The organism is Streptomyces sp. NPDC057616, from assembly GCF_042800575.1.
GTDB lineage: Bacteria > Actinomycetota > Actinomycetes > Streptomycetales > Streptomycetaceae > Streptomyces.
On sequence record NZ_JBHVGU010000032.1, the window covers coordinates 1 to 23,967 of the forward strand.

At 70.9% G+C, this 23,967-nt stretch carries 24 protein-coding genes; 9 read left to right on the forward strand and 15 right to left on the reverse strand.

Annotation, left to right across the window (positions count from 1 at the left end):
- Nucleotides 1-91 precede the first annotated feature (91 nt).
- Entirely contained in the window at nucleotides 92-1,117 is a 1,026-nt protein-coding gene (locus ACFU97_RS32910) for an ATP-dependent 6-phosphofructokinase (RefSeq protein WP_384264060.1), read from the reverse strand.
- Nucleotides 1,118-1,352: 235 nt separating this feature from the next.
- Between ACFU97_RS32910 and pta the strand changes: the two genes are divergently transcribed.
- The 3 genes from pta (at nucleotide 1,353) to pyk (ending at nucleotide 6,199) form a co-directional block, all read left to right on the forward strand.
- Nucleotides 1,353-3,452 (forward strand): phosphate acetyltransferase, encoded by a 2,100-nt coding sequence (gene pta / locus ACFU97_RS32915; RefSeq protein ID WP_384264061.1) that lies wholly within the window; start codon nucleotides 1,353-1,355, stop codon nucleotides 3,450-3,452.
- Complete coding sequence (locus tag ACFU97_RS32920; protein WP_384264063.1) at nucleotides 3,449-4,657, forward strand: acetate kinase; 1,209 nt, start codon at nucleotides 3,449-3,451, stop codon at nucleotides 4,655-4,657. Before pta ends, ACFU97_RS32920 begins: the two co-directional genes overlap by 4 nt.
- A 114-nt stretch (nucleotides 4,658-4,771) precedes the next feature.
- Entirely contained in the window at nucleotides 4,772-6,199 is a 1,428-nt protein-coding gene (gene pyk / locus ACFU97_RS32925; RefSeq protein ID WP_384264064.1) for a pyruvate kinase, read from the forward strand.
- 108 nt (nucleotides 6,200-6,307) lie between these two features.
- Here the strand turns inward: pyk and ACFU97_RS32930 are convergent, their stop codons facing one another.
- From ACFU97_RS32930 to ACFU97_RS32945, 4 genes are all read right to left on the reverse strand, one after another.
- Nucleotides 6,308-7,630, reverse strand: coding sequence for a hypothetical protein (locus ACFU97_RS32930; protein WP_384264065.1), 1,323 nt, complete (start codon nucleotides 7,628-7,630; stop codon nucleotides 6,308-6,310).
- Entirely contained in the window at nucleotides 7,620-8,177 is a 558-nt protein-coding gene (locus tag ACFU97_RS32935; RefSeq protein WP_384264067.1) for a DUF6114 domain-containing protein, read from the reverse strand. The genes ACFU97_RS32930 and ACFU97_RS32935 overlap by 11 nt, the downstream gene beginning before the upstream one ends.
- A gap of 131 nt (nucleotides 8,178-8,308) precedes the next feature.
- A complete protein-coding gene (locus tag ACFU97_RS32940) occupies nucleotides 8,309-8,941 on the reverse strand; it encodes a DUF6230 family protein (RefSeq protein WP_384264068.1) in 633 nt (210 codons plus the stop codon).
- 645 nt (nucleotides 8,942-9,586) lie between these two features.
- Nucleotides 9,587-10,567: a tetratricopeptide repeat protein gene (locus ACFU97_RS32945; protein ID WP_384264069.1), complete on the reverse strand. Its 981-nt coding sequence runs from the start codon at nucleotides 10,565-10,567 to the stop codon at nucleotides 9,587-9,589.
- Between the two features lie 209 nt (nucleotides 10,568-10,776).
- Here ACFU97_RS32945 and ACFU97_RS32950 point away from each other — a divergent pair, with 209 nt between their 5' ends.
- Complete coding sequence (locus ACFU97_RS32950; protein WP_384264071.1) at nucleotides 10,777-11,397, forward strand: TetR/AcrR family transcriptional regulator; 621 nt, start codon at nucleotides 10,777-10,779, stop codon at nucleotides 11,395-11,397.
- Nucleotides 11,398-11,429: 32 nt separating this feature from the next.
- On the opposite strand, the gene ACFU97_RS32955 is transcribed toward ACFU97_RS32950, so the two are convergent.
- The 4 genes from ACFU97_RS32955 to ACFU97_RS32970 form a co-directional block, all read right to left on the reverse strand.
- The gene (locus ACFU97_RS32955) at nucleotides 11,430-13,130 is read right to left on the reverse strand and encodes a methylmalonyl-CoA mutase (RefSeq protein ID WP_384264072.1); all 1,701 of its coding nucleotides are present in this window, start codon (nucleotides 13,128-13,130) and stop codon (nucleotides 11,430-11,432) included.
- A 108-nt stretch (nucleotides 13,131-13,238) separates the two neighbouring features.
- The gene (locus ACFU97_RS32960) at nucleotides 13,239-13,577 is read right to left on the reverse strand and encodes a DUF3817 domain-containing protein (protein WP_384264073.1); all 339 of its coding nucleotides are present in this window, start codon (nucleotides 13,575-13,577) and stop codon (nucleotides 13,239-13,241) included.
- Between the two features lie 53 nt (nucleotides 13,578-13,630).
- The gene (locus ACFU97_RS32965) at nucleotides 13,631-14,140 is read right to left on the reverse strand and encodes a MarR family winged helix-turn-helix transcriptional regulator (protein ID WP_384264075.1); all 510 of its coding nucleotides are present in this window, start codon (nucleotides 14,138-14,140) and stop codon (nucleotides 13,631-13,633) included.
- Between the two features lie 10 nt (nucleotides 14,141-14,150).
- On the reverse strand, nucleotides 14,151-15,479 hold the full coding sequence (locus ACFU97_RS32970) for an MFS transporter (RefSeq protein ID WP_384264076.1): 1,329 nt from the start codon (nucleotides 15,477-15,479) through the stop codon (nucleotides 14,151-14,153).
- An 85-nt stretch (nucleotides 15,480-15,564) separates the two neighbouring features.
- On the opposite strand from ACFU97_RS32970, the gene ACFU97_RS32975 reads away from it, so the two are divergent.
- The gene (locus tag ACFU97_RS32975; RefSeq protein WP_384264077.1) at nucleotides 15,565-16,548 is read left to right on the forward strand and encodes a DUF5937 family protein; all 984 of its coding nucleotides are present in this window, start codon (nucleotides 15,565-15,567) and stop codon (nucleotides 16,546-16,548) included.
- A 263-nt stretch (nucleotides 16,549-16,811) separates the two neighbouring features.
- On the opposite strand, the gene ACFU97_RS32980 is transcribed toward ACFU97_RS32975, so the two are convergent.
- From ACFU97_RS32980 to ACFU97_RS33000, 5 genes are all read right to left on the reverse strand, one after another.
- Nucleotides 16,812-17,462: a TetR/AcrR family transcriptional regulator gene (locus ACFU97_RS32980; RefSeq protein ID WP_384264078.1), complete on the reverse strand. Its 651-nt coding sequence runs from the start codon at nucleotides 17,460-17,462 to the stop codon at nucleotides 16,812-16,814.
- Nucleotides 17,459-18,145, reverse strand: coding sequence for a DUF4166 domain-containing protein (locus tag ACFU97_RS32985; RefSeq protein ID WP_384264079.1), 687 nt, complete (start codon nucleotides 18,143-18,145; stop codon nucleotides 17,459-17,461). Before ACFU97_RS32985 ends, ACFU97_RS32980 begins: the two co-directional genes overlap by 4 nt.
- The gene (locus tag ACFU97_RS32990) at nucleotides 18,142-18,903 is read right to left on the reverse strand and encodes a hypothetical protein (RefSeq protein WP_384264081.1); all 762 of its coding nucleotides are present in this window, start codon (nucleotides 18,901-18,903) and stop codon (nucleotides 18,142-18,144) included. The genes ACFU97_RS32985 and ACFU97_RS32990 overlap by 4 nt, the downstream gene beginning before the upstream one ends.
- A 145-nt stretch (nucleotides 18,904-19,048) precedes the next feature.
- On the reverse strand, nucleotides 19,049-19,342 hold the full coding sequence (locus ACFU97_RS32995; RefSeq protein ID WP_384264083.1) for an MTH1187 family thiamine-binding protein: 294 nt from the start codon (nucleotides 19,340-19,342) through the stop codon (nucleotides 19,049-19,051).
- Complete coding sequence (locus tag ACFU97_RS33000) at nucleotides 19,339-19,683, reverse strand: DUF3817 domain-containing protein (RefSeq protein ID WP_384264085.1); 345 nt, start codon at nucleotides 19,681-19,683, stop codon at nucleotides 19,339-19,341. The genes ACFU97_RS32995 and ACFU97_RS33000 overlap by 4 nt, the downstream gene beginning before the upstream one ends.
- Before the next feature lie 205 nt (nucleotides 19,684-19,888).
- On the opposite strand from ACFU97_RS33000, the gene ACFU97_RS33005 reads away from it, so the two are divergent.
- The 4 genes from ACFU97_RS33005 to ACFU97_RS33020 all read left to right on the forward strand — a co-directional run bounded on the left by ACFU97_RS33005 (nucleotide 19,889) and on the right by ACFU97_RS33020 (nucleotide 22,541).
- Entirely contained in the window at nucleotides 19,889-20,521 is a 633-nt protein-coding gene (locus ACFU97_RS33005) for an AIM24 family protein (protein ID WP_384264210.1), read from the forward strand.
- A complete protein-coding gene (locus tag ACFU97_RS33010) occupies nucleotides 20,521-21,171 on the forward strand; it encodes an AIM24 family protein (protein WP_384264086.1) in 651 nt (216 codons plus the stop codon). The genes ACFU97_RS33005 and ACFU97_RS33010 overlap by 1 nt, the downstream gene beginning before the upstream one ends.
- A 2-nt stretch (nucleotides 21,172-21,173) precedes the next feature.
- Complete coding sequence (locus tag ACFU97_RS33015) at nucleotides 21,174-21,971, forward strand: AIM24 family protein (RefSeq protein ID WP_384264211.1); 798 nt, start codon at nucleotides 21,174-21,176, stop codon at nucleotides 21,969-21,971.
- Between the two features lie 93 nt (nucleotides 21,972-22,064).
- Nucleotides 22,065-22,541, forward strand: coding sequence for a MarR family winged helix-turn-helix transcriptional regulator (locus ACFU97_RS33020; protein WP_384264088.1), 477 nt, complete (start codon nucleotides 22,065-22,067; stop codon nucleotides 22,539-22,541).
- 149 nt (nucleotides 22,542-22,690) lie between these two features.
- Here ACFU97_RS33020 and ACFU97_RS33025 read toward each other — a convergent pair whose 3' ends face one another.
- Nucleotides 22,691-23,935 carry an MFS transporter gene (locus tag ACFU97_RS33025; RefSeq protein ID WP_384264089.1) on the reverse strand — a complete coding sequence of 415 codons (1,245 nt, stop codon included), beginning with the start codon at nucleotides 23,933-23,935 and terminating at the stop codon, nucleotides 22,691-22,693.
- Nucleotides 23,936-23,967: the final 32 nt, after the last annotated feature.

Consider the following 23,967-nt stretch of genomic DNA (forward strand, 5'->3'; position numbering starts at 1 on the left):
GCCCACATGCACAACCTCGCCCTCGCATCATGACCAGAGGACTGCCTCCACGGGCCCTGACCTGCCCGAACACAACCTTCCGCAACACCCTTTAGAAGACCGACTCCGTCTCCTCCATGCGGTCCTTCGGCACCGTCTTCAGCTCGGTGACCGCCTCCGCGAGCGGCACCATCACGATGTCGGTGCCGCGCAGCGCGGTCATCCTGCCGAACTCGCCGCGGTGTGCCGCCTCGATCGCGTGCCAGCCGAAGCGGGTGGCGAGGACGCGGTCGTACGCCGTCGGGACGCCGCCGCGCTGGACGTGGCCGAGGATGACCGGCTTGGCCTCCTTGCCGAGCCGCCGCTCCAGCTCGTAGGCCAGCGCCGTGCCGATGCCCTGGAAGCGCTCGTGGCCGTACTGGTCGATCTCGCCGTGGCCGTAGTCCATGGTGCCCTCGGCCGGGTGGGCGCCCTCCGCCACGCACACGACCGCGAACCTCTTGCCGCGGGAGAAGCGCTCCTCGACCATCTTGACCAGGTGGGCCGGGTCGAAGGGCCGCTCGGGCAGGCAGATGCCGTGCGCGCCGGCCGCCATGCCGGACTCCAGCGCGATCCAGCCCGCGTGCCGGCCCATGACCTCGACCACCATCACGCGCTGGTGGGACTCGGCCGTGGTCTTCAGGCGGTCCATCGCCTCGGTGGCGACGCCGACCGCCGTGTCGAAGCCGAAGGTGCGGTCGGTGGAGGAGATGTCGTTGTCGATCGTCTTCGGCACGCCCACCACCGGCAGGCCGGCGTCGGACAGCATGCGCGCGGCCGTCAGCGTGCCCTCGCCGCCGATCGGGATGAGCGCGTCGATGCCGAAGGCCTCGACCATGTCCTCGGCGCGCTCGCAGGCCTCGCGCAGCCGGTCCCGCTCCAGGCGGGAGGAGCCGAGGATGGTGCCGCCGCGGGCCAGGATGCCGCTGACCGACTCCAGGTCGAGGGTGCGGTAGCGCCCGTCCAGCAGACCGGCGTAGCCGTCCTCGAAACCGATCACCTCGTCGCCGTAGTTGTCGACGGCGCGGTGCACGACCGACCGGATCACGGCGTTCAGGCCGGGGCAGTCTCCGCCTGCGGTGAGAACTCCGATGCGCATCGTGCTGTGTCTCCTGCTCGCTTTCGGTACCGGTGAGCCGGTCCGATTGTTTCATGTCCGGCACGGGGGCGCCGATCCCCGCCCGCCTCCGCACAAGGCCGCAGGTCCCGGCCCGGGGGACCCGGGCTGATGGGCGCCATATCCAGCCACGGGGGTATTGTCAAGAACGTTCCGCTCACCCCGGTGGGCGATGTCGCGAGCCCTCACCCGACGCCAGACGAAACGGAGAGCACGCGTGACGCGCAGCGTGTACGTGACCGGAATCGACCGCGGCGACGGCCGCCAGATAGCCGAACTGGGGGTCATGGAGCTGCTGACCCGGCAGGTCGACCGGGTCGGCGTCTTCCGGCCGCTCGTCCACCACAGCCCCGATCGCCTCTTCGAGCTGCTGCGCTCCCGGTACCGGCTGTCCCAGGACCCGGCCACGGTCTACGGCATGGACTACCACGAGGCGTCCGCCCTCCAGGCCGAACAGGGCACGGACGAGCTGGTGTCGACGCTCGTCGACCGTTTCCACGCGGTCGCGCGCGACTACGAGGTCGTCCTCGTCCTCGGCACCGACTACGCCCACACCCAGCTCCCCGACGAGCTGTCCCTGAACGCCCGTCTCGCCAACGAGTTCGGGGCGTCCGTGATCCCGGTGGTCGGCGCCCGCGGGCAGAACGCCGAGTCCGTGCTCGCCGAGACGCGCAACGCCTACCGGGCGTACGAGGGCCTGGGCTGCGACGTGCTGGCCATGGTGACCAACCGGGTCGCCCGCGACGACCGGGACGAGATCGCACAGCGCCTCACCGCCCGGCTCCCCGTGCCGTGCTACGTCGTCCCGGACGAGCCCGCCCTCTCCGCGCCCACCGTCTCCCAGATCGCCCAGGCGCTCGGCGCCAAGGTGCTGCTCGGCGACGACGCCGGACTGGCGCGCGACGCCCTCGACTTCGTCTTCGGCGGCGCGATGCTGCCGACCTTCCTCGGCGCCCTGACCCCGGGCTGCCTGGTCGTCACCCCCGGGGACCGCGCCGACCTCGTCGTCGGCTCGATGGCCGCGCACAGCGCCGGCACCCCACCGATCGCCGGTGTGCTGCTCACCCTGAACGAGGTGCCGAGCGACGACATCCTCACCCTCGCCGGCCGCCTGGCCCCCGGCACCCCGGTGCTCTCGGTGGCCGGAAACAGCTTCCCCACCGCCGCCGAACTCTTCTCCCTGGAGGGGAAGTTGAATGCGGCCACACCGCGCAAGGCGGAGACCGCGCTCGGCCTGTTCGAGCACTATGTGGACACCGGGGACCTGCTCAAGCGGGTCTCCGCGCCCAGCAGCGACCGCCTCACGCCGATGATGTTCGAGCACAAGCTGCTGGAGCAGGCCCGCGCCGACAGGCGGCGGGTCGTCCTGCCGGAGGGCACCGAGGAGCGGGTCCTGCACGCCGCGGAGGTGCTGCTGCGCCGCGGGGTCTGCGACCTCACCCTGCTCGGCCCGGTCGAGCAGATCCGCAAGAAGGCCGCCGACCTCGGCATCGACCTGGGCGGCACCGAGCTGATCGACCCGGCCACCAGCGAGCTGCGCGACTCCTTCGCCGAGAAGTACGCACACTTCCGCGCCCACAAGGGCGTCACCGTCGAGCTCGCGTACGACGTGGTCTCCGACGTGAACTACTTCGGCACGCTGATGGTCGAGCAGGGGCTGGCCGACGGCATGGTGTCGGGTTCGGTGCACTCGACCGCCGCGACCATCCGGCCCGCCTTCGAGATCATCAAGACCAAGCCGGACACCGACATCGTCTCGTCCGTCTTCTTCATGTGTCTCGCCGACAAGGTCCTCGTCTACGGCGACTGCGCCGTGAACCCGGACCCGAACGCGGCGCAGCTGGCCGACATCGCCGTCCAGTCCGCGGCCACGGCCGCGCGGTTCGGCGTGGAGCCGCGGATCGCGATGCTCTCGTACTCGACGGGCACCTCCGGCACGGGCGCCGACGTCGACAAGGTGCGCGAGGCGACGAAGCTGGTGCGGCAGCGGCGCCCCGACCTGATGATCGAGGGGCCGATCCAGTACGACGCCGCCGTGGAGCCGAGCGTCGCGGCCACCAAGCTGCCGGGCTCCGAAGTGGCGGGCCAGGCCAGCGTGTTGATCTTCCCGGACCTGAACACGGGCAACAACACCTACAAGGCCGTGCAGCGTTCGGCCGGCGCCATCGCGGTCGGGCCGGTACTGCAGGGCCTGCGCAAGCCGGTCAACGACCTGTCCCGGGGCGCCCTGGTCTCGGACATCGTCAACACCGTCGCCATCACGGCCGTCCAGGCCCAGAACTCGAACGACTCCGACGAAAGGGCAGCCGCCCAGTGAGCGCGTCCCGCGTCCTCGTCCTCAACTCCGGCTCCTCGTCGGTGAAGTACCAGCTGCTCGACATGCGGACGGGCAGCCGGCTGGCCGCCGGGCTCGTCGAGCGGATCGGCGAGCAGACCTCGCGGCTGAAGCACACGTGCCTGGCCACCGGCGACACCCGCGAGCGCTCCGGGCCGATCGCCGACCACGACGCGGCCCTCAAGGCGGTCGCCGAGGAGCTGGGCCACGACGGCCTCGGCCTGGACTCGCCGGACCTGGCGGCCATCGGGCACCGGGTGGTGCACGGCGGGATGACCTTCACCGAGCCCACGGTCGTCGACGAGGAGGTGCTCGCCGAGATCGAGCGGCTGATCCCGGTCGCCCCGCTGCACAACCCGGCGAACCTCACCGGCATCCGCACCGCACAGACGATGCGCCCCGACCTGCCGCAGGTCGCGGTCTTCGACACCGCGTTCCACACGACCATGCCGGAGTCCGCGGCCCGCTACGCCGTCGACCCGGCGGTCGCCGACCGGTACCGCATCCGCCGCTACGGCTTCCACGGCACCTCGCACGCCTACGTCTCCCGGGAGACCGCCCGGCTGCTGGGCAAGGACCCGTCCGAGGTGAACGTCATCGTGCTGCACCTGGGCAACGGAGCCTCGGCCTCCGCGGTCGAGAAGGGCCGGTGCGTGGACACCTCCATGGGACTGACGCCTTTGGAGGGGCTGGTGATGGGTACGCGGTCCGGGGATTTGGATCCGGCCGTCATCTTCCATTTGGCCCGGGTTGGCGGAATGTCCATGGACGAGATCGACACTCTTCTCAACAAGAGGAGCGGTCTGTTCGGCCTGTGCGGCGACAACGACATGCGGGAGATCCGGCGCCGGATCGACGAAGGTGACGAAGAGGCGCAACTCGCCTTCGACATATACATTCACCGCCTGAAGAAGTACATCGGCGCCTATTACGCCGTACTCGGCCGGGTGGACGCGATCGCCTTCACAGCGGGAGTCGGGGAGAACGCGAGTCCGGTGCGGGAGGCTGCTGTCGCGGGGCTGGAGAACCTGGGCCTTGCGGTGGACGGGGAACTGAACGCCGTACGCAGTGACGAACCGCGGCTGATCTCGCCGGCGCACGCGCGCGTGGCGGTCGCGGTGGTGCCGACCGACGAGGAACTGGAGATCGCCACACAGACCTACGAACTGGTCGCGAAGAACAGCTAGGCGGCGACCGCCGAGGAATACACCGGAGTAACACGCCTGAGCGCGGACCCGCCCATTTGTATCTTCCGCCAGACGGAATATTCCGCGGCGAAACAAACCGATAGGATCGCCCCCATGCGCCGTTCGAAAATCGTCTGCACCCTCGGCCCCGCGGTCGACTCACACGAAATGCTGGTCTCGATGATCGAGGCCGGAATGAACGTGGCCAGGTTCAACTTCAGCCACGGATCGCACGCCGAGCACCAGGCGCGGTACGACCGCGTCCGGGCCGCGTCCAAGGAAACCGGCCGGGCCATCGGTGTCCTGGCCGACCTGCAGGGCCCCAAGATCCGCCTGGAGACCTTCGCCGAGGGCCCGGTCGAGCTCGAGCGCGGTGACGAGTTCGTCATCACCGCCGAGGACGTCCCGGGCGACAAGTCCATCTGCGGCACGACGTACAAGGGCCTGCCCGGCGACGTCGACCGCGGCGACCAGATCCTGATCAACGACGGCAACGTCGAGCTGAAGGTCCTGGACGTCGACGGCCCGCGGGTCAGGACGATCGTCATCGAGGGCGGTGTCGTCTCCGACCACAAGGGCATCAACCTGCCCGGCGCGGCCGTCAACGTGCCCGCGCTGAGCGAGAAGGACGTCGAGGACCTCCGCTTCGCGCTGCGCATGGGCTGCGACATGGTCGCGCTGTCCTTCGTGCGGGACGCCCGGGACGTGGCCGACGTCCACAAGGTGATGGACGAGGAGGGCCGCCGGGTCCCCGTCATCGCCAAGGTGGAGAAGCCGCAGGCGGTGGACAACATGGAGGACGTCGTGATGGCGTTCGACGCCGTCATGGTGGCCCGCGGCGACCTGGCCGTCGAGTACCCGCTCGAGAAGGTCCCCATGGTGCAGAAGCGGCTCATCGAGCTGTGCCGCCGCAACGCCAAGCCGGTGATCGTGGCGACCCAGATGATGGAGTCGATGATCACCAACTCCCGCCCCACGCGCGCCGAGGCGTCCGACGTCGCCAACGCGATCCTGGACGGCGCGGACGCGGTCATGCTGTCCGCCGAGTCGAGCGTGGGCGCCTACCCGGTCGAGACCGTGAAGACGATGTCGAAGATCGTCGCCGCGGCCGAGGAGGAGCTGCTGAGCAAGGGCCTGCAGCCGCTCGTGCCCGGCAAGAAGCCGCGCACGCAGGGCGGTTCGGTCGCGCGCGCCGCGTGCGAGATCGCCGACTTCCTGGGCGGCACGGGCCTGGTGGCCTTCACCCAGTCCGGCGACACCGCCCGCCGGCTGTCGCGCTACCGCGCCCAGCAGCCGATCATCGCCTTCACCACCGACGAGGACACCCGCAACCAGCTGACGCTCAGCTGGGGCGTGGAGTCGCACATCGTGCCGTTCGTGAACACCACGGACGAGATGGTCGACATGGTCGACCAGGAGATCGCCAAGATCAACCGCTTCCACCCGGGCGAGGTCGTCATCATCACCGCCGGCTCGCCCCCCGGCGTCCCCGGCACCACCAACATGCTCCGCGTCCACCACATCGGCGGCGGCAGCAACTGACGGACTCGCAAAGGGCCTTGACGGCCTTTCTACGGCGCTGAGGGCGCCCCCTGCGACAGGGGGCGCCCTCAGCGCTTGTGCGGCTCCCGAACGGGCCTGTGGCGGCGCTCAGCCGGCGCCGTCGGTCGTGTACACGTGCATACCCGGCACGTGCAGGGTCCCGCCGAACTGCGCGGCCTGGACCACCTTCACGTTGGTGAAGTAGATCAGCGGGATGTTCAGCGGCGGCGGGCTGTCCGGGCTGAACGTGATCGGGATCAGACCGAAGAGGTTCCCGGAGATGGACTCCGTGTACATCGTCGTGTCGCCGTCGCGGATGGTGGACGTCGTCCCCGAGCCGGCCTGCACGTGGTAGGTCTTGCCCTGTTGCTTGTCCTTGACCGTCTGGTGCAGGTCACCGATGTCGGTGCCGCCGGAGATGATGTACTTCAGCACCTTCTTGGTGGTGCCGTTGGCCGTCTTCACCTCGACGACGCCCTTGTAGTCGGCGCCCTTCAGCAGCAGCGAGCTGGCGTTCAGGTACCAGGGGTCGTCCGCCACCGGCACCTTGTTGTCGACGCCGCTCTCGTCGTCCGTGGCGGTGGGGCAGTTGCCCGCGTCCGCGCTGGAGCTCGGCGAGGGGCTCGCCGCGGAGGTGGCCGCGTCGGCCGCCTTCTGGGCCGCCTTGGTCGCGTCCTCGGTCGCCTTGGAGACCTTGTCGGTCGTGTCCTTCACGGTGCTGTTCACCGTGTCGGTGACCTTCTTGGTCGTGTCCCCGACGGTGTCCGTGAGGCTCTTGCCCGAGTCCGAGGACGAACTCGCGCTCGCGCTCGGCGAGGCCGACGCGGACGGCGTCGCGCTCGTGCTCGACGACGAACCGCCGCCCAGCAGGCTGCCGAGCGCGTCGCCGACGCCGCTCAGCAGACCGCCGCCGCTGCTCTCGGACGCCGAGGGGCTCGGCGAGGCGGTGTCACCGCTCGACGTGTCCTTCGAGCTGTCCGTGGCGGACGGCGTGGGCGTGGCCTTGCCGTCCGAACCCGAGTCCGACGACGAGTCCGAGGAGCCCGTGGAGCCCTTCGAGGAGTCCTTCGACGCGTCCGGGGTGGACGAGGGCGACGGGGTCGCCTTGTCGTCCGTCTTGCTCTCCGAGGCGGACGGCGACGGCGAGGCCGACGCGTTGTCGCCCAGTGCGGCCACGCAGTCCTTGTACTCGTCCGCGGTCAGGCTCTTGGCCGTGGGGGACGGCGAGCCACCGCTGTCCGCGAGGGCGAGCGAGGACGTGAAGCCCATGCCCACGAGAACCGCCGTCGGCATCGCCGCCATGGCTATCGCCTTGCCGGCCGGCATGTGGAACCTGGTGAACAGCGGCTTCCTGGGGGCCGCGTGGCGCGGCCCGGATCTCACACGGGACTCGTCCACATCAGCCCCGTGGATCACCTCGTCAGCCGGCACTGTGCCTCCCGTTCGCCCCGTTGGCCGGGCTCGTTCCTGACAGATCGTTCGGCTCGCCCACCACGGGCTTGAGGATGGTGGTGTCCGGGTCCATGGCCGCGGGGGCACCGCCCGTCGCCGGGTCGTCCTCGCGCGCCTCCTCGGCGGGCGGCTCGCCCGGGGCCCAGGCCACGGCCATGGCGCCGCCGATCAGCGCGAGCAGGAAGCCCATCAGGAAGCCGCCGATGTTGGACACCGGGATGGAGACCAGCCCCAGCAGGATCGCCGCGATGCCCGCGAACGTGCGCACGTGCTTCTGGAACCACAGGCTGAAGCCCAGCACGACGAGCAGGACGCCGATGATCAGGGACCCGGCACCGGCGGTGGTGGCCATCGCCAGCGTCAGGTGGCCCACCTGGAGGTGGGCGTAGGGGAAGTAGGCGATGGGGAGTCCGGCGAGCATGACGAACAGACCGGCCCAGAACGGCCGCTCGCCCCGCCAGGCGCGGAACTGCACCCTCCGGCGACTGAACTGGCCGGCGGGCTCGGCAGGAGTCTCGGCGCTCATGGAATACAGCTCCCTGGTGCGGCTTTGCTGTGGTGGTGGTGCTGTGGTGGTGGGTTGTACAGCGTGTGAAGAAAGTGGTGGAAGGTCGACGGGCGGGGGCGCCATCGGCTCCCCCGCCCGTCAACGGGTGCTTAGTAGCACTCGTGCGTGCCCGTCTGCACGGACATCTTCAGCCCGCTGAGCTTGAAGGTTCCGGCGGTGGTGGCCCACGCCGTCTGCTTCACTCCGCTCAGCGTGGCCGAGTCGGCCTGCTGCGCGAAACCGTACGGGTTCGCGGTGTCACCGCTGTGAATGCCAGGACCCTTGGTGGCGTCCTTGGCGGCCACACCGATGTCGATGTTCTTGAACGTCGCGTCGGCGCTCAGGTCATCGAGGTCGATGTAGAGGTTGTCCGCCTCCACCGGCGTGCTGCCGCCGCCGGCCTTCAGAACGAGGCTGACACTGCCGATCAGCGGGATGTCCGGGGTGACCACGGACTGGCACAGGCCCTTGATGCTCGCGGACTTGAATGCCGAGACCGCGACCGGGTGTGCCGTCTTCTTGCCGTCGAGGGTGTACCCCGAGTCGATGGCACCGTACTGAGAGAAGCCGGTGCCGGTCAGCTGGTCGGCCGTCACCTTGAACTGCTGGCCGGACACGCTGAACGACGCGGCGAGAGCGCCCTGCGCGAGGGCGACACCTATCGCGGCCGTAGCGGCGACGCTGGGCACCATGACCACAGCGAACCGCTTCCATCTGGTCCCGCCACGCACCTGGGACTCCATATTTCCTCCTTCTCGGACGTACATCTCCTGATCCCGACCGCCCCTAGTCGGCGGCTCGGCCGGGCAGGGATGGGAGAAGTGCTACGTCCTCGGGAAGGAGAGCGCCTGCACTCGGAGGCGCGAACCGCGCACCGACACCGGCGATCACCCCCGAGCGACAACCACTGGTCGCGCCTGACACGCATCACGCACAACCTTGCTGGACAGGCTTCGCCGGGTGGGCGAAGACCCCCCTGCCCAAGAGCCGGCGCCAGTGACGTCGGCTCTGCTCGGTGGGGACCCAAGGAACTCGCGCAACCCAACCGGCTGTCGGGGTACGTGAATGGACCGAGCGTCGCCGATCGTGGTGCATTCTCGCCGCCCGCACAAGGGGCTTCGTTACTCGGTAGTAACGGCCGGATAACCGATGGACGACCCACAGGTCTCGGGCGACGACGGAGGGTGCAGTCCGGGGCCGAGACAAAACCGTTGATCATTGGACAGAAACCGACAGATCAACGCCCAGAACTTACTGGCAGTAACAGCGGCCGCGTTTACCAAGATTTGGTAAAGCGCGGCCGCACTGACGTTCCATCGGCAAATCTTTCACTTGGGCATCACATGCCCTGGCGTTTAGCGACTGGTCAGAACCGGCCCGCCACCCTGCTAGAACAGTGCACGCGCGAGTGCTCTGCGTGACGTCGCCACCCTGGGATCATCGGTCCCAACGACCTCAAAGAGCTCCAGCAGTCGCACCCGTACCGCGTCCCGGTCGTCACCGACCGTGCGCCGGACCGTGTCGATGAGGCGCCCGAAGGCGTCCTCCACATGACCGCCGACCAGATCGAGGTCGGCCGCGGCGATCTGCGCCTGGACGTCGGCCGGCTTGTCGGCGGCGTCCCTGCGCACCTGCTGCGGGTCCAGGCCCTGCACGCGCTGGAGCAACTCGGCCTGGGCGAGCCCCAGTTTGGCCTCGGGGTTGCCCGGGTCGTCGCTCAGTACGTTCTTGTACGCCTGCACCGCGCCGGCGAGGTCCCCCGAGTCCAGGGCCCGCACGGCCGCCTCGAGAAGCGCGTCGTACGGCCCGGCGGGCACGGCCTCGGCCGCGGGCTGGGCGCCGCCAGGCTCGGCCTCGGGGTCGACGGTCAGGCCGGTCAGGCCGAAGCGCTGCTCGGCGACCTGCACCAACTGGTCGAGGGTCTGGCGGATCTGGGCCTCGCCTGCGGCTCCCTGGAAGAGCGGCAGCGCCTGGCCGGCGACGACCGCGAAGACGGCCGGGATGCCCTGGATCCCAAACTGCTGCATCAGCATCTGATTGGCGTCGACGTCGACCTTTGCGAGCAGAAAGCGGCCGGAGTACTCGACGGCGAGACGCTCCAGGACCGGGCTCAACTGCTTGCAGGGCTCGCACCACTCGGCCCAGAAGTCGATGACGACGGGTACCTCGGTGGACCGCTGCAGGACGTCGCGCTCGAATCCGGCCTCGTCGACGTCGATCACCAGGTCGGCCGGGGAGACGGCGCCCGGGCCGCCGCCCGTGCGCACCGCTTCCGCGCGGGCCTGCTCCGCCTTCGCCTTGGCCTCCTGGGCCGCCTTCACCGCGGCGAGGTCGACGACTCCGCTCATGGACATGTTCCGTGGCTGCATGCGTCTATCCTCCCCCGTCCGCCCGCGGTGTGTGAAAAGCCGTGTGAAAGCCGGTCGTACTGCGCTGTGTCCGGCGCCGGGTCCCCACCCCGCGCCACGCCAGTGGTTTCGCTACGAGTCGTAGCGTAATGGCACCGGGTGCCTCTCCGCGACCACCCCCCGGTGATCTCCCTCACTGCGTCACGACAACCGCCGGTTATGGTCGACGGATGCAGAGCCGCACACCCGCCCCACGCGCCTCAGGACGCCCGCGCAGCGCCGAGGCCGATGCCGCGATCCTCGCGGCCACGCGGGAGGCGCTGGTGGAGCTGGGCTGGTCCAAGCTCACCCTGGGAGACGTGGCGACGCGCGCCGGCGTTGCGAAGACGACCCTCTACCGCCGCTGGGCGGGCAAGAACGAGCTGGTGGTCGACGCGGTGGCGGAGCTCTTCGACGAGCTCGTGCTGCCCGACCGCGGCACCCTGGCCGCCGACATCGAGGGCGTGGTCCTGCAGTTCGCGGCGATCCTGGCCCGTCCGGAGGCCAGGAGCGGGCTGATGGCGGTGGTCGCCGAGGCCACCCGCGACGAGGCGCTGCGCGAGCGCATCCGCGACTCGATCGTCACCCGGCAGAAAAGGCTGGTTCGGGAGGGTCGCGCCCGCGCCCAGGTCCGCGGCGAACTCCCGCCGGAGACGGACCCGTCGGAGGCCGCCCGCACGGTCGACCTCATCTTCGACGTGGTGGCGGGCGCGGTGGTCCACCGCACGCTGGTCAGCGCGGAACCGGCGGACGAGGTGTGGGTACGCGACTTCACGCGCGTACTCCTGGTGGGACTGACGGGGGCGTCCTAGCTCCCGTCAGTCCCTCGTGGAGCTTTTGGGCGTCAGAAGCCCGCGGGCTCCGTGTAGACGCCCCACTCGTCCCGCAGCACCCCGCAGATCTCGCCCAACGTGGCTTCCGCGCGCACCGCGTCGAGCATCGGCCCGATCATGTTCGAACCGTCGCGCGCGGCGGCGAGCATGCCGTCCAGCGCCGTGCGCACGGCGGCGTCGTCCCGGGCGGACTTGCGGGCGGCCAGCACCCGGACCTGCTCGCGCTCGACCTCGTGGCTGACGCGCAGGATCTCCAGGTCGCCGGTGACCGACCCGTGGTGGACGTTCACACCCACGACCCGCTTGTCGCCCTTCTCCAGGGCCTGCTGGTAGCGGAAGGCCGACTCGGCGATCTCGCCGGTGAACCAGCCGTCCTCGATCCCGCGCAGGATCCCGGAGGTGATCGGCCCGATCGGGTGCTTCCCGTCCGGGTGCGCCCGCAGCCCGCGCTCCTTTATCTGCTCGAAGATCTTCTCCGCGTCCGCCTCGATCCGGTCCGTCAGCTGCTCGACGAACCACGAACCGCCCAGCGGGTCCGCGACGTTGGCGACCCCGGTCTCCTCCATCAGCACCTGCTGCGTGCGCAGCGCGATCTCCGCCGCCTGCTCGCTCGGCAGCGCGAGGGTCTCGTCCAGGGCGTTGGTGTGCAGCGAGTTGGTCCCGCCGAGCACCGCCGCGAGCGCCTCCACGGCCGTACGCACGACGTTGTTGTACGGCTGCTGCGCGGTCAGCGAGACACCGGCGGTCTGCGTGTGGAAGCGCAGCCACTGCGCCTTCTCGCTCTGCGCGCCGTACACGTCCCGCATCCAGCGCGCCCAGATGCGGCGCGCCGCACGGAACTTGGCGATCTCCTCGAAGAAGTCGACGTGCGCGTCGAAGAAGAAGGACAGCCCGGGCGCGAACACGTCGACGTCCAGCCCGCGGCTGAGCCCCAGCTCCACGTACCCGAACCCGTCGGCCAGCGTGTAGGCGAGCTCCTGCGCGGCCGTCGAGCCGGCCTCGCGGATGTGGTAGCCGGAGACGGACAGCGGCTTGTAGGCGGGGATGCCGGCGGCGCAGTGCTCCATCAGGTCGCCGATCAGGCGCAGATGGGGCTCGGGCTGGAAGAGCCACTCCTTCTGCGCGATGTACTCCTTGAAGATGTCCGTCTGCAGCGTGCCGTTGAGCACGGCGGGGTCCACGCCCTGGCGCTCGGCCGCGACCAGGTACATGCAGAAGACGGGCACGGCCGGCCCACTGATGGTCATGGAGGTGGTCACGTCACCCAGCGGGATGTCCTTGAACAGGACCTCCATGTCGGCCGCGGAGTCGATGGCCACGCCGCAGTGCCCGACCTCGCCGAGCGAGCGCGGGTCGTCGGAGTCGCGGCCCATGAGCGTCGGCATGTCGAAGGCGACGGACAGGCCCCCGCCGCCGTTGCCGAGGATCATCTTGTAGCGCTCGTTGGTCTGCTCGGCGTTCCCGAACCCGGCGAACTGCCGGATGGTCCACGTCCGCCCCCGGTATCCGGTCGGATACAGCCCGCGCGTGAAGGGGTACTCCCCCGGCCAGCCGATCCGCTCGAACCCGTCGTAGGCGTCCCCCGGCCGGGGGCCGTACACGGGCTCCACCGGGTCCCCGGAGAGCGTGGTGAAGTCGGCCTCTCGCTTGCGCGAAGCGTCGTACCGGGCCTGCCAGCGGCGGCGGCCCTCCTCGATGGCGTCAGCGTCCATGCGATCCAATTTACTTGGACGTCCTAGTAAATGTCGAGGTAGTAGGACGTCCGACCAAGGCACCGAGCAGGTCCGCCGTACGCTCCCAGGCGTACGGCGGGGCGCTGATCAGGCCTTGGCGACCGCGGGGGCCTCGTCGGCGACCTTGGTCTCCAGCTCGTGGCTGACCTTGCGCTCGACGAAGAAGGCGGCGGTCGGGATCGTGCCCGCGAGCAGCACCCACAGCTGCTTGCCGACCGGCCACTTCGCCTTGGAGCCCAGGTCGAAGGCGAAGACCAGGTAGATCACGTAGAGCCAGCCGTGCGCGATGGCGACGACGCGGGTGAAGTCCGCGGCGCCGTCGATGTCCAGGCCGTACTTGGCGATCATGCTCAGGCACAGCAGGACCAGCAGGACACCGGTGACGTAGGCCATGACGCGGTAGCGGGTCAGCACGCTCTTCTTCATGCCGTCGAGCGTAACCGCACGTTCCGGGAGATCTTGGGCCGGGTCGGCCCGCGTCAGTCCTCGTCGAAGTCGTGGGCCGCCACGCGCAGCGGCCGCAGCATCGCGAAGATCTCCCCGCACTCCTCGGCGTCGTAGGCGCCGAGGCCGAAGTCCATCGACATCAGGTCGCGGGTGGCCGCCTCGACCACCTCGCGGCCCCGGTCGGTGATGGAGGCGAGGGTGCCGCGCCCGTCGTTGGGGTTGGGGCGCTTGGCCACCAGACCCGACTTCACCAGCCGGTCGACGGTGTTCGTCACGGAGGTGGGGTGCACCATCAGGCGCTCGCCGATCTTCGACATCGTGAGCTCGCCCTCCTTGGAGAAGGTGAGCAGCACCAGCGCCTCGTACCGCGCGAACGTGAGTCCGTACGGCTTCACCACCGCGTCGACCTCGGCGAGCAGGATCTGGTGCGCGCGCATGATCGAGGTGATGGCCGCCATCGACGGCACGTTTCCCCAGCGCTGCTTCCAGAGTTCGTCGGCGCGGGCGATCGGATCGAAGGGAAGACTGAGCGGCTTCGGCACGGCACTGACCTTACCGGCCGGTCATATGGTGGTCAGCCCCGTCTCGCCTTTCGGTCCGCCGGCCCTCGAGGGCGAGCAGCGCGCAGCATGCCGCGCCCAGTCCGCCGGCCCCCGCGACGGTGGCCGCCACCCCCGCGAGCTCCGCCACGAGGCCCGCCAGCGCCATGCCCACGCCCTGGATCGTCATCAGCCCGGCGGTGAGCAACGTCATGGCCCGTCCGCGCAGTTCGCCGGGGACGGCCCGGACGAACCACTGGTCCAGGCCGAGCGTGTACGCCGAACCCGCCCCCGCGACCATCAGCAGGAGGAGGGAGGGGACCAGGCCCGGGTGGAGGGCGTAGCCGAGGTAGGGGAGAAGGGTGAGGGCGACCAGGGGGAGGGCGATGCGCTCGCGGGTGGCGGGGCGCAGGCGGGAGCCCGCGTAGAGCTCGCCGGCGATCGTGCCCACCGGCAGCGCGCACATCAGCAGGCCGAGGCCCACGGAGCCGGCGGCGAGGTCGTCGGCGTAGGGGGCGGCCAGCGCCTCCGGGACGACCGAGAACATCGGCGGGATCCAGAAGAGCAGGAGCAGGGCGCGCACCCGGCGGTGGGCGAGGACCTGGCGGGCACCCCGCAGGGAGTCCCGCACCAGGGGGTTCCCGGTACCGGCGCGGGCGGGCCTGCGGCGGGTGCCGAAGCGCAGGAGGGCGGCCGAGGCGCAGAAGGTGCCGACGGTGATCAGCAGCGCGTGCCGCGGCGACACGGCGATCAGCAGCAGCCCGCCGAGGCCGAAGCCGACGAGCAGCGCGCTCTGCGACACGATCCGCAGCAGGGACCGGCCCAGCACGAACAGGTCGCCGTCGCCGAGGATGTCGGTGAGCGTGGCCATGCGGGTGCCCTGGAAGACGGGTGAGACGACGGCCAGGCAGCAGCGCAGGGCGAGGAGGACGGCGATGCGGTCGCCGCAGGCCACCATCAGCGCGACGCACGCGGCCTGCGTCAGGTCGCACACCACCAGCACCCGACGGGCCGGGAAGCGGTCGGCGACGCCCGCCAGCAGCGTGCCGCCGACCACGTAGGGCAGAAAGCCCAGCGCGAAGGCGAGGGCGCTCATCAGGGGTGAGCCGGTGAGGTCGTAGACGAGGACGGACAGGGCGACCTCGCTGACGATCACGCCGAGCAGGGAGAAGGCGTGGGCGGCGAAGACGGCGCGGAACTCGCGGACGGCGAAGACGTCGGCGTAGCGGCCGTCGCCGGCCGGGGCGGCGGCGGGCGGGGCGGCGGCACGGGGTGCGGCGGCAGGCGGTGCGTCCGCAGGTGGTGCGGGCAGGGTCGTCGTGTCCTCGGGCTCGTCCGGCATGGGCAGCAGCGTGCTCGGACCGGGCGGGGCATCCTAGAGATTCGGCACAGGCCGAATGTTTCGCCTTCGTCCGCCGGGGGTGGTCATGCCGTCACGTCTGCACTTCGGTGAGGACGACTTCCTGCGCTGCCGCTTCGCCGTGTCCCCGCTCTGGGAGACGCAGGAGGTGGTGCGCATGCTCAAGCGGCCCGAGCGGCAGGGCTACCACGCGCAGTGGTTGCGCCGCAGGGGCCGGACCGCGGCCGGGCTGGACCTCGCGGACCTGTGGCTGCTGATGCCGCAGCCCGGCTACTGCCCCGACTGGCTCTGCCCGCCCCCGATCGGGCCGGCGGCGACCTTCGAGGAGGAGATCGCGGCGGTACGGGCGAGCGATCCAAAGGCAGCGCGCGCGGAGACGGCGCAGTCGCTGGCGGACACCCCGGGCGCGCTCGAACTGCCGCGGGCCCGCGCCTGGTTGAGGGACCCGGCCGCCATGGTCGGGCACCTCGCCGACCTCATGGAGGAGGCGTACCGCGCCCTCGTCGCCCCGGACTGGCCCCGGCTGCGCGCCCTGCTGGAGGCGGACGTCGCCTTCCACTCCCGGCGGCTCGCGGAGGTGGGCCTGGGCGGACTGCTGCCCGAGATCAGCCACCGCTTCGGCTGGCACGCGGGCACGCTGACCGTCGAGCACCGGGGCCGGCACGAGCGTCGGCTCGGCGGGCAGGGACTGGTCCTGATGCCCAGCGTCTTCATCTGGCCGGACGTCGTCAGCACCTTCGAGCCCCCGTGGCAGCCGACCCTCGTCTACCCGGCGCGCGGCATCGGAGCATTGTGGTCCGAGCCGGGCGGCCGCACGGGCGAGGTGCTCGGGCAACTCCTCGGCCGCGGCCGGGCGTCCGTGCTCACCGCGCTCGACGAACCCGCCACGACGACGGCCCTGGCGCACCGCCTGGGTCTCGCCCCGTCGTCCGTCTCCGCCCACCTGACCCTCCTGCGCCGAGCGGGCCTGCTCACGGCCCGCCGCTACGGCCACCAAGTCCTGTACGAACGCACTCCGTTGGGAATGGCACTGGCATCAGGCGAAACCTGAACCCGAGCCCGCCGGACGACCGGCCCGGCACCTTCCAGCGCCACGAAGACCCGACCCGCCCACCCTCGCTCAGCGACCGCCCACGCGGCGCAGCCGATGCGGCACCGTACGCCTGGCCACACGGCCGAGACCTCCCCGACGCCGCAGCGGGGCGAGCCCGCCCCGCGGACTCGGCGAACCCGCCGAACGGGCCCCGCACACGCCCGCCGTCGAGGATCGCGCCCGGGATCTCCCCGATACCCGCCCGCGCCGCCCACTCGCCCTCAACGACCCCCCATACGGCGCAGCCGATGCCGTACCGCGCGTTGGGCCACCGGGCCCAGGTCCTCCAGCGCCGCCACCAGTGCGCCCAGTTGTTCCAGGGTGTCCAGGGCCGCGTGGGCGCCCGCCGGGTCGACGCCCTCGTAGAGCTCGATGCCGACGAACGACGCCGCCACGGCGCGGGCCAGACCCGCCGGGTCGGCGAACTCGCCGAACGGCGTGCGGGTCAGGACGCGGGTGAGGACCTTCTCCATCTCCGCGATCCACAGCTCCAGCCCCGCCGCCGTCGCGGGCGCGAGCGGCGGATGCGTCTGCGCGCCCGCGAGCAGCTGGCCGAGCACCGCCACATGCCCGCCCGCCTTCTCCTCCTCGTGCATCTCCCGCCCGAACGCCAGGAGTTCGCCCAGCGAGCCGATCGCGTCCAGCCGCTCCCGGTAGCGCCGCACCCGCTGCTCCGTGCCGTGCCGGCAGGCCGCCGCGAGGAGTTCGTCGACCGAGCCGAAGTGGTAGAAGACCAGCGCCTGGTTGACCCCGGCCGTCGCCGCGATCGTCCTCGCCGAGGTCTTCGCGATGCCCTGCTCGGTGAGGGTGCGCAGGGCGCCCTCCAGGAGCTTCGTCTTCGTCTCCGCGGACTTGGCCGTCTCGGGACTCACGCGCGCGCCTCCTCCCGCACGGGGCGCAGCCCCGGCCGCACACCGCAGGCGCGGACGTCCGTGTACGACGCCTCGAAGGAGCCCTCGTAGCCGAAGAGCGGCCCGAAGTACCGGTTCACCACCCGCACCCGGATCCGGAAGAGGCCCGCCGCGTCGTCGAACGACTCGCGCACCTCGGCCGTGGCCCCGATCAGCTCCGGCACCCGCACGTCCACCACGCCCTCCCGGAACCGGTGTTCGCCGGACCGGATCAGCAGCGAGCCGTCGGGCTCGGCGCGCAGGTGCAGGTCGCTGGCGAGGTGCTGGTGCGTCCCGAGGTAGTCCAGGATGCGGTCGCCCTTGGGGCCGAGCACCATCTGGGCGTCGAAGCGCCGGGGACGTCCGGGCAGGTCGAAGGTGCGCACGAAGGTCACCGTCTCACGCCCGAAGCCATCGGTGTACGGAACGTTCTCGATCACGAACGGCACCTGCCGGCCCGGCCGCGGGACCAGGATGTTGCGGGTGGCGCCCAGCGCCAGGAACGGCTTCACGAAGGCCCGGCCGTGCCAGATCCGGTCCATCACGCCCCGCCCGGTGCAGGCCTCCCCGCTCGCCAGCCCGACCGAGAAGCGGCGCTGCAGCTGAGGGTGCAGGCGCTCGAAGTCGGCGCCCAGGACGGTGCGGAAGATCGAGGTCGTCGTCATCGGTGGCTCTCCAGGGTGCGCAGGAGCCGGGGTGCACGCACGCGCGTGGGCGGCGTCCGCAGGCAGCGGCGGGCGGCCGGGGTGCCGGACAGCGGCGGCGCGCAGAGCGCCAGCGACAGGGCGACCAGCGTGAGCAGCGGAGTGGCGTAGAAGAAGAGGGGAGCGAACGGGCCGGTCAGCCGCAGCAGGCGGCCGTAGCCGAAGCCCGTGCAGGCCAGGACGATCACCAGCGCCCGCACGAGCAGCTCGGCCAGCCAGTTCGCCCGCGCCCGCTCGGGGGTGATCCCGCGCTCCAGCCACAGCCGCAGCCGGTCGAAGGACCAGGCCGTCGCCCAGCCCATGAGCGGGCGGAACAGCACCCGGTCGGCCAGGACGCCGAACACGCCCCAGCGGGGCCGGTAGTCGTAGCCGGTGAGGAAGCGGACGCCGTCGCCGTCCGGGAGGTAGCGCCAGTACCCGCTGCCCTCGGCCAGCAGCGAGAGCGGGTGCGGTGAGGCGAACCGGAGCGCGGACGTGCGCGTCCCGTCCGGGCGCTCCCGCTCCCCCGCCGAGACGCCGGTGCCGGCGACGGTGAGGAAGGGCAGCACGCGCGTGGCGTACCGGAAACGCTGCGGCTCGCCCTCCGCGCGTGGGAGGAGGGCGATCTCGGTGAAGCGCAGGTCCCAGCGCTGGTGCTGGGCGGGTTCCTGCGTCCGCGCCCACAGCTCGTCGAGGTCGGCGCGGATCCGCGCCTCCACATAGAGCCCTACGTGCCCCATCCTGATTCCCCCAGGTCAGCAGATATTTTGAGCGAACGCTCAAACAGCTTGGGCAGGAAGTTACACCTGTTTGAGCGATCGCTCAAACATCAGGGACGAGAAAACCCCGGCCCGCGCGCGGGCCGGGGTTCTCCTTGCTGAGGTCCTACCGGGCGAGGTGGCGCTCCACCGTCTCGACCTTGGAGGTGAGCCCGTCGGTCACGCCGGGCCGGATGTCGGCCTTGAGGACCAGGGACACCCGCGGCGCCCGCTCCTCGACGACGGCGACGGCCCGCTTCACGACGTCCATCACCTCGTCCCACTCGCCCTCGATCGAGGTGAACATCGCGTCGGTGCGGTGCGGCAGACCGGACTCGCGCACCACGCGGACGGCGTCGGCGACGTACTCCCCCACGTCCTCGCCGACGCCCAGCGGCGTCACGGAGAAGGCGACGATCATGCGTTGACGACCCCTTCCTGGCGGGCGCGCGAGGCGATGACCTCGTCCTCGGCGGCGCGCTTGAGCTTGCGCTCGGCGAAGAAGCCGCCGGTCGGCAGGATCGAGAGGACGAAGTAGAGGGCGGCCGTGCCCAGCGGCCACTTGGCGCGGTTCCAGGCGTCGGCCCAGAAGACCACGTACAGGATGAAGAGCACGCCGTGGACCATGCCCATCACCGGCACCGCGTTGAAGTCCGTGGTCCGCTTCAGCACGGAGCAGACCAGCAGGAGCAGGAAGGAGACGGCCTCGGGGGCCGAGACGAGCCGCAGGCGGCGGAGGGCGGTGGCGGTCTTGAGGTCCACGGGTCACCTTCGGTGGGAGACAGGTCGCTGTTTGTGAACGGAGGCACAAGCGTTCCCCCATTCTGACAAACGCCCGGGCGGACATCGGCCGAGGGGTCGCACGAGGGGACGTGATGTGCGTCCCCTAAGGGTCCGGACAGGGCTTTCTCCACCCGTCGGGCCCTGTTCGGTCCACCCGGGCGGCGGCTACCTTCGCAGCGTGGCGATGTTCCGACTTCAAGGCAGCAAGGTGCTCGCCGTCGACATGACCGGGGACGCCGTGAAGGCGAAGAACGGCTCGATGGTCGCGTACGACGGTCAGATGGCCTTCAAGAAGCTCAGCGGCGGCGGTGAGGGGCTGCGCGGGATGGTGACGCGCCGGCTCACCGGCGAGCAGATGACGGTGATGGAGGTGAAGGGGCACGGCACCTGCTGGTTCGCGGACCGCGCCTCCGAGATCAACCTGGTCGCTCTCCAGGGGGACAAGCTCTACGTGGAGTCGAGCAATCTGCTCGCGACCGACGCCGGCCTGAGGACCGGCACGACCTTCACCGGACTGCGCGGCGCCTCGCAGGGAAACGGGCTGTTCACGACGACCGTCGAGGGCCACGGCCAGGCGGCGATCATGTCGGACGGCCCGGCGGTGGTGCTGCGGGTGAGCGCGCAGTACCCGCTGACCGTCGACCCCGGCGCGTACATCGCGCACCAGGGGAACCTGCGGCAGTCCTTCCAGTCCGGTGTGACCTTCCGCACCTTCCTCGGCGAGGGCGGCGGCGAGGCCTTCCAGATCAGGTTCGAGGGGGACGGGCTGGTGTACGTACAGCCGAGCGAGCGGAACACGATCGCGGGGGACGTCTGATGCCCTTCCGCGAGATCAACTCCAAGATGGTCGAGGCGACGGTGCTGCCGGGCCAGCGGCTGTTCAGTCAGCGCGGCGCGATGCTCGCCTACAAGGGCGAGGTGTCCTTCACCCCCAACCTCCAGGGCGGCCAGGGCGGCATCATGTCGATGATCGGCCGCCGGGTGGCCAACGAGGCGACCCCGCTGATGAGCGTCGAGGGCAGCGGCACGGTCCTGTTCGGGCACGGCGGCCACCACGTCCAGGTCATCAACCTCACCGGCGACACGCTCTACGTGGAGGCGGACCGCCTGCTCGCCTTCGAGGGCACGCTGCAGCAGGGCACGATGTTCATGGGCTCGCAGGGCGGCGTCATGGGCATGGTGCGCGGCCAGGTCACCGGCCAGGGCCTGTTCACCACCACGCTCAAGGGCCACGGCTCCGTGGCGGTGATGGCCCACGGCGGCGTCTTCGAGATCCCGATCACCCCGCAGCACGCGGTCCACGTCGACCCGCAGGCCTACGTCGCCCACCACGGCGATGTACGCAACAAGCTGTCGACCGCCCTGGGCTGGCGGGACATGGTGGGGCGCGGCTCCGGCGAGGCCTTCCAGCTGGAGCTCAGCGGGAGCGGCACGGTGTACGTCCAGGCCTCGGAGGAGAAGCTGTGAGCATGTACGGGGCTCCGGGCGGCGGCCCGACGGTCTACGACCCCATGACCCTGCCGGTCGACGACAACGTGAACAAGTACACCTTCTGCGTGGAGCTCAAGGGGAGCCAGTGGTTCCTGCAGAAGGGGAAGATGATCGCCTACTACGGCTCGATGGAGTTCAACGGCATCGGGCACGGCCGGCTCGACCGACTTGTCCGTACGTCCTTTCATTCGCCACTGCACGCCGCCGAGTGGGTCGTGGCCGAGGGCTCGGGCAAGATGCTGCTCGCCGACCGGGCCTTCGACGTGAATTCATACGACCTCGAAGACGGCAACCTGACCATTCGCTCGGGCAACCTGCTCGCTTTTCAGCCAAGTCTCGCGCTCAAGCAATCGATCGTGCCAGGTTTTCTGACCCTGATCGGAACCGGAAAGTTCGTGGCCGCATCTAACGGTCCGGTGGTGTTCATGGAACCCCCGATCCGGGTGGACCCGCAGGCGCTCGTCGGCTGGGCCGACTGCCCCTCGCCGTGCCATCACTACGACCACAGCTACTTGACAGGTGTAATGGGCGGTCTACGTGCGATGACGGGCCTCGGCGGCGCCTCCGGGGAGGAGCACCAGTTCGAGTTCGTCGGAGCCGGCACGGTCCTGCTCCAGTCCTCGGAGACCCTCATGGCCGAGCAGGCCTCGGGAGTGCTCCCGCCCGAGCCGGGGGTACCCGGCGGCGGTGGGGCACACACAGGTCCTTCACAGCAAGCCGGCGCACCGCGCCTTCCCGGACAGCTGGGGGACCTCCAGCGTCGCTTCGGGCTGTGAGCGGTAGTCTGCGGAGTGTGACGTCGAACGTATGCGCGCCGTCACACCACCCCTCACTAGTTCGCCTTTCAACATTTTAGGTAGACTTGATTCATGGAGACCGAGACGGCCACGCCCTGGCTGACCGATGCGGAGCAGTGCGCCTGGCGCACCCACCTGGAGGTCAACAGGCTGTTGACGTACCAGCTCGAGCGGGATCTGCAGCCGTTCGGCCTGACTATGAACGACTACGAGATCCTGGTGAACCTCTCCGAGTCGGAGGACGTGCGGATGCGGATGAGTGACCTCGCGTCCGCCACCCTCCAGTCCAAGAGCCGCCTCTCCCACCAGATCACGCGGATGGAGAACGCGAACCTGGTCCGGCGCGAGAACTGCGAGTCCGACCGGCGCGGCCTCTACGCGGTGCTGACCGAGCACGGCATGGAGACCATGCAGCGGGTGGCGCCGCACCATGTGGCATCGGTGCGGCGGCACTTCATCGACCTGCTGTCGCCCGAGGCCCTGGCGGAACTCGACAAGGCCCTGAAGCCCATCGCGGAACACCTGCGCGGGCAGCGGGGACGCCCCTGAGCCCCTGGACCCCTTCGACGGGACCGACAGCAGGCGGAGTCCGCACCGGACGCCGCCTGCGGGCATTTCGGGGGCGTCGAGAGGCCGCTGAGGGGGTCACCGAGGGGCGGTCGAGGGGCCGAGGGGGCCGGCCCTCCGTCGGCCCTCCGTCACACCGCCGGTACGGCCTCCTGGGCCTCCCGGTCCGCGCGGGCGGCGCCCCGCGCCGTCACCAGGGCGGTCAGCAGGGCCGCCGCGGCCGCCGCCGTGAAGCAGAGGGCGGTGGACAGGCCGCCCAGCAGGACGCCCGCTCCGGCCGCGCCCGCCGTACTGCCCGCGTTCACACCGGTGTTGACCCAGGCGCCGGCCCGTACCCGCGCCTCGGGGGCCGCCGCCTCGTCGGCGCTCAGGTAGGCGGTGGTCAAGGCCGGGGCGACGAAGAACCCGGTGGCCGCGAGGGCGAGGGCCAGGGTGCCTAGGCCGGGGGCGAGGGCGGCACCGAGCAGCGCCGGCGCGAGGCCCGCCACCGTGAGCGGCAGCCGCACGCGGGCCGGGGCGCGCCAGGCGACCGCCCCGTTGAGCAGCCCGCCGACGGCGCTTCCGGCGGACAGGGCCGCCAGCGTCCAGGCCACTGCGTCGTCGCCGTAGTGCCGCCGGCCGGCGAAGGCCACGACCACGAGGTCCACCGCGCCGAGCGCGAGCCCGACGCCGCCCGCGGCGAGGACGGGCCGCAGGACGCCGCGCAGCGCACCCCGCGGGGCGGCGGCCCGGCGCGCTCGCGGCGCCCGCTCGGCGGGCCCCGCCGCCCGCACGGCCGGCGACCGCACGAACCCGGCGGTGCCGGCCACCATCAGGCAGGTGCCGAGGACGATCCCGGCCGTCGGCGGGGCGAACCCCACCAGCACCCCGACGATCAGGGGCCCGGAGACGAACAGCAGCTCCTCGGCGACCCCGTCCAGGCTGTAGGCGCGCTGCAACAGCGCCCGGTCCTCGGTGAGCTGCCCCCACACGGCCCGCATGGTCGGGCCCAGCGGCGGGGTGCAGGCGCCGGCCGCGGCGGTCACGGCGCCCACGACGAGCGGCGGGACGGCCGCCGGGCGCCACACGAGCGCCGTCAGCAGACCCAGCAGGGCCGCGTAGGCGGCGGCCATGGGGACGAGCGCGCGGCGCGGCCCATGGCGGTCGATGAGGGCCGCCCGCGCGGGCGAGAGGAAGACGCTGGTACCGCCGAACAGTGCCATGGCGGTACCCGCGACGGCGTAGGAGCCGGTGGCCCGGGTGACGGCGAGCATCACGGACAGGGGGACGATTCCGTACGACAGCCTGCCGAGCAGGGCGGCCGCGAACGTGCGGCGGGCGTACGGGAGATGAAGGACGACGGCATACGTCGGCCGTGCAACTGGCTTCGTGGACACGGAAGTTCCTCGACTCGAGGCGGGAAAGGGGA

Excerpts from the sequence above, each read along its gene's own strand:
- ACFU97_RS32910 (WP_384264060.1), bottom strand. The coding sequence starts at position 1,117 with ATGCGCATCGGAGTTCTCACCGCAGGCGGAGACTGCCCCGGCCTGAAC.
- pyk (WP_384264064.1), top strand. The coding sequence starts at position 4,772 with ATGCGCCGTTCGAAAATCGTCTGCACCCTCGGCCCCGCGGTCGACTCA.
- ACFU97_RS32935 (WP_384264067.1), bottom strand. The coding sequence starts at position 8,177 with ATGAGCGCCGAGACTCCTGCCGAGCCCGCCGGCCAGTTCAGTCGCCGG.
- ACFU97_RS32940 (WP_384264068.1), bottom strand. The coding sequence starts at position 8,941 with ATGGAGTCCCAGGTGCGTGGCGGGACCAGATGGAAGCGGTTCGCTGTG.
- ACFU97_RS32945 (WP_384264069.1), bottom strand. The coding sequence starts at position 10,567 with ATGCAGCCACGGAACATGTCCATGAGCGGAGTCGTCGACCTCGCCGCG.
- ACFU97_RS32950 (WP_384264071.1), top strand. The coding sequence starts at position 10,777 with ATGCAGAGCCGCACACCCGCCCCACGCGCCTCAGGACGCCCGCGCAGC.
- ACFU97_RS32955 (WP_384264072.1), bottom strand. The coding sequence starts at position 13,130 with ATGGACGCTGACGCCATCGAGGAGGGCCGCCGCCGCTGGCAGGCCCGG.
- ACFU97_RS32960 (WP_384264073.1), bottom strand. The coding sequence starts at position 13,577 with ATGAAGAAGAGCGTGCTGACCCGCTACCGCGTCATGGCCTACGTCACC.
- ACFU97_RS32970 (WP_384264076.1), bottom strand. The coding sequence starts at position 15,479 with ATGCCGGACGAGCCCGAGGACACGACGACCCTGCCCGCACCACCTGCG.
- ACFU97_RS32975 (WP_384264077.1), top strand. The coding sequence starts at position 15,565 with ATGCCGTCACGTCTGCACTTCGGTGAGGACGACTTCCTGCGCTGCCGC.
- ACFU97_RS32985 (WP_384264079.1), bottom strand. The coding sequence starts at position 18,145 with ATGACGACGACCTCGATCTTCCGCACCGTCCTGGGCGCCGACTTCGAG.
- ACFU97_RS32990 (WP_384264081.1), bottom strand. The coding sequence starts at position 18,903 with ATGGGGCACGTAGGGCTCTATGTGGAGGCGCGGATCCGCGCCGACCTC.
- ACFU97_RS32995 (WP_384264083.1), bottom strand. The coding sequence starts at position 19,342 with ATGATCGTCGCCTTCTCCGTGACGCCGCTGGGCGTCGGCGAGGACGTG.
- ACFU97_RS33005 (WP_384264210.1), top strand. The coding sequence starts at position 19,889 with ATGTTCCGACTTCAAGGCAGCAAGGTGCTCGCCGTCGACATGACCGGG.
- ACFU97_RS33010 (WP_384264086.1), top strand. The coding sequence starts at position 20,521 with ATGCCCTTCCGCGAGATCAACTCCAAGATGGTCGAGGCGACGGTGCTG.
- ACFU97_RS33015 (WP_384264211.1), top strand. The coding sequence starts at position 21,174 with ATGTACGGGGCTCCGGGCGGCGGCCCGACGGTCTACGACCCCATGACC.
- ACFU97_RS33020 (WP_384264088.1), top strand. The coding sequence starts at position 22,065 with ATGGAGACCGAGACGGCCACGCCCTGGCTGACCGATGCGGAGCAGTGC.